2 protein-coding genes are annotated in these 2,604 nt (G+C 60.3%); one reads left to right on the top strand and one right to left on the bottom strand.

Annotation, left to right across the window (positions count from 1 at the left end):
* Nucleotides 1-149 precede the first annotated feature (149 nt).
* Complete coding sequence (locus IHV84_RS20085) at nucleotides 150-1,265, top strand: IS5-like element ISBuce2 family transposase (RefSeq protein WP_198848152.1); 1,116 nt, start codon at nucleotides 150-152, stop codon at nucleotides 1,263-1,265.
* A gap of 252 nt (nucleotides 1,266-1,517) precedes the next feature.
* Here the strand turns inward: IHV84_RS20085 and IHV84_RS20080 are convergent, their stop codons facing one another.
* Nucleotides 1,518-2,498: an IS5 family transposase gene (locus IHV84_RS20080; RefSeq protein WP_198848151.1), complete on the bottom strand. Its 981-nt coding sequence runs from the start codon at nucleotides 2,496-2,498 to the stop codon at nucleotides 1,518-1,520.
* Nucleotides 2,499-2,604: the final 106 nt, after the last annotated feature.

The following is a 2,604-nucleotide window of genomic DNA, read 5'->3' as shown; positions in this document are numbered from 1 at the left end:
TGGCGCGGGCAGCGAGTACCATTATTTGATGATTACTTTTGAGACACCACACTAGCAGGGTGCTGAAATACCTCTCCCAGTCGGCGCGCGACAGCCCTCAAGCGTTGGAAGTTGACACCACCGACAGTTGCAACCCAAGACCCCAGACGATGCGCGGAGCCGATACCTTCACCGAAAGTTTGTTCACGATGCGCCGCCTGGAGGACTTCGTACCCGCCAATCATCCGCTGCGTCCCATCCGCGCGATGGTCAATGAAGCGCTGCTGAAGATGGATGGCCTGTTCGCCGGCATGTACGAGGCCGACATCAAGGGCGGGCGTCCCAGCATCGCACCAGAGAAGCTGCTGCGCGCGATGCTGCTGCAGATCTTCTTCAGCGTTCGCTCGGAGCGCCAGCTCATGGAGCAGACCCAGTACAACCTCTTGTATCGCTGGTTCATCGGCTTGGCCATGGACGATGCGGTCTGGGTTCCGAGCGTCTTCACCAAGAACCGCGAACGCCTGATCGAGCATGACGCCATCATCGAACTGTTCAACCACATCGTCGAAACTGCTGGTCGCAAAGGCTGGCTGTCGGGCGAACACTTTAGCGTCGATGGCACCCTCATCCAGGCATGGGCCAGCCACAGGAGCTTCGTGCGCAAGGATGGCGGCAACGATGATGATTCGGGCAACAACACGACGGGCAGCCCCAGCTTCAAAGGCCAGACCCGCAGCAACGACACTCACGCCTCGCGTACCGATGGCGATGCGCGGCTGTACCGCAAGGGCAAGACCGCCAGCGAGTTGCGCTACATGGGGCATACCCTCTCGGACAACCGCCATGGCCTGATTGCCAACGCGATGGTCACGCAGGCCGACGGCTTTGCCGAACGCGAAGCGGCCAAGGTCATGATCAAGGATGCACGTCAAGCAGCCGCGAGCCCGGACGCCGAGGTCACGCTCGGTGCGGACAAGGGCTACGACGCGCAGGAGTTCGTCCAGGCATGCCAGGACATGGGCGTGATACCGCACGTGGCGCAGAACACTTCTGGGCGGCGCTCCGCGGTGCCCGATGCCATCGCTGCGAGCGAGGGCTATGCGCTATCGCAGCGTAAACGCAAGCTCATCGAGCAGGGCTTCGGCTGGGCCAAGACGGTGGGTGGAATTCGTCAGGTGATGGTGCGTGGACTCAAGCGCGTGGACCACCTGTTCGTGCTGACGATGACGGCGTACAACTTGACGCGCATGCGCTCGTTGGGGCAAATCCGTCCGCAGCAGTTCTGAGGCAGTCAGAGACTCGCAAAACACCTCAAATCAGCGCAAAACGACTCCCGAAAGCGCTGCTGACTGCACCATGTGAAAAGTGAGTCTTCGACGAAGAGGAAGACTCGCTTTGGAGGGGAGTATTTCCGCATCCTGCTAGGGAAGGTCTGAACAACCCAGCTTGATCACGGTACCGAGGAATTTTCGGCGCGTAGATGTGCAGCACGGGTTTGGATCAAGGATTTCCAGCGGCATAGGCTGTTGTTTGGCCCCTTACAGGCGCACCTGTCCCGTCGCCGGCAATAACTGCCGGCGCACCATCCATAGGTTGGACAGCGCGAACAAGGTCAGTACCTGCGCGGTGTTCTTCGCCAACCCGCGATAGCGCACCTGGGTATAGCCAAACTGACGCTTGATCACCCGGAACGGGTGCTCCACCTTTGCACGCACGCTGGCTTTGAAGTGTTCCCAGCGCATCTTCTGACGGCGTTGGCGCTTGTTGCCGATGGCTTGGACCGTCGAACGCTTGGCGGCAATGAAAAAGGCGGCCTTGCTGTCTTCAAACGCTTCGCGCTTGTCCAGGCCTGTATAGCCGCTGTCACCGAAAATGCAGTCCTCCCTGCCATGCAAAAGTGCCCGCACCACCGTGACATCGGCAACATTGGCCGCCGTGCAATGGACGTGATGCACCAACCCGGAAAACTCATCAACCCCAATATGCGCTTTCATGCCGAAGTACCACTGCTGACCCTTGCGGGTCTGGTGCATCTCCGGATCGCGCGCCTTGTCGGCGTTCTTGGTCGAGCTAGGGGCCTGGATGATCGTTGCATCCACGATCGTTCCGGCACGCAGGCTCTGGCCCTTGCGCGCCAGATGCGCATTGACCGCTTCAAGCATCTTGGCGGCCAGCCCGTGGGTCTCAAGCAGCCGTCGGAAATTGAGGATCGTCGTCTCGTCGGGAATGTTGTCTAAACCGCCAAGCTGGGCGAAGCGACGCAACGTCGGGATCTCGTGTAGCGCCTCTTCCATCCCCGGGTCGCTCAACGCATACCACTGCTGCAGCAGGTGGATGCGCAGCATCGTCTCCATTGCGTACGGCGGGCGGCCACGTCGGCCTGACGCAGGGTAATGCGGCTCGATCAGGACCAGCAGACGCTTCCAAGGAACCACCTGATCCATCTCGCTCAGAAACATCTCGCGGCGGGTCTGCTTGCGCTTGCCCAAGCCCTCGGCATCACCGAATGTCAGCTGCATCGTTAGATCCTCAACGCCCTGCGCTATTGTCGCTCAGATCGAAGGTTTGTTCAGATGGCATGGACGTCTCCACCTACACCGCCGTTGGCGCCGTCGGCCTGTTACC

The sequence above is a fragment of the Acidovorax sp. IB03 genome, assembly GCF_016406015.1.
Taxonomy (GTDB): Bacteria; Pseudomonadota; Gammaproteobacteria; order Burkholderiales; family Burkholderiaceae_C; genus Acidovorax; species Acidovorax temperans.
The sequence above is the reverse complement of the archived record's forward strand: the minus strand, read 5'-3'. Positions and strand labels throughout refer to the sequence as shown.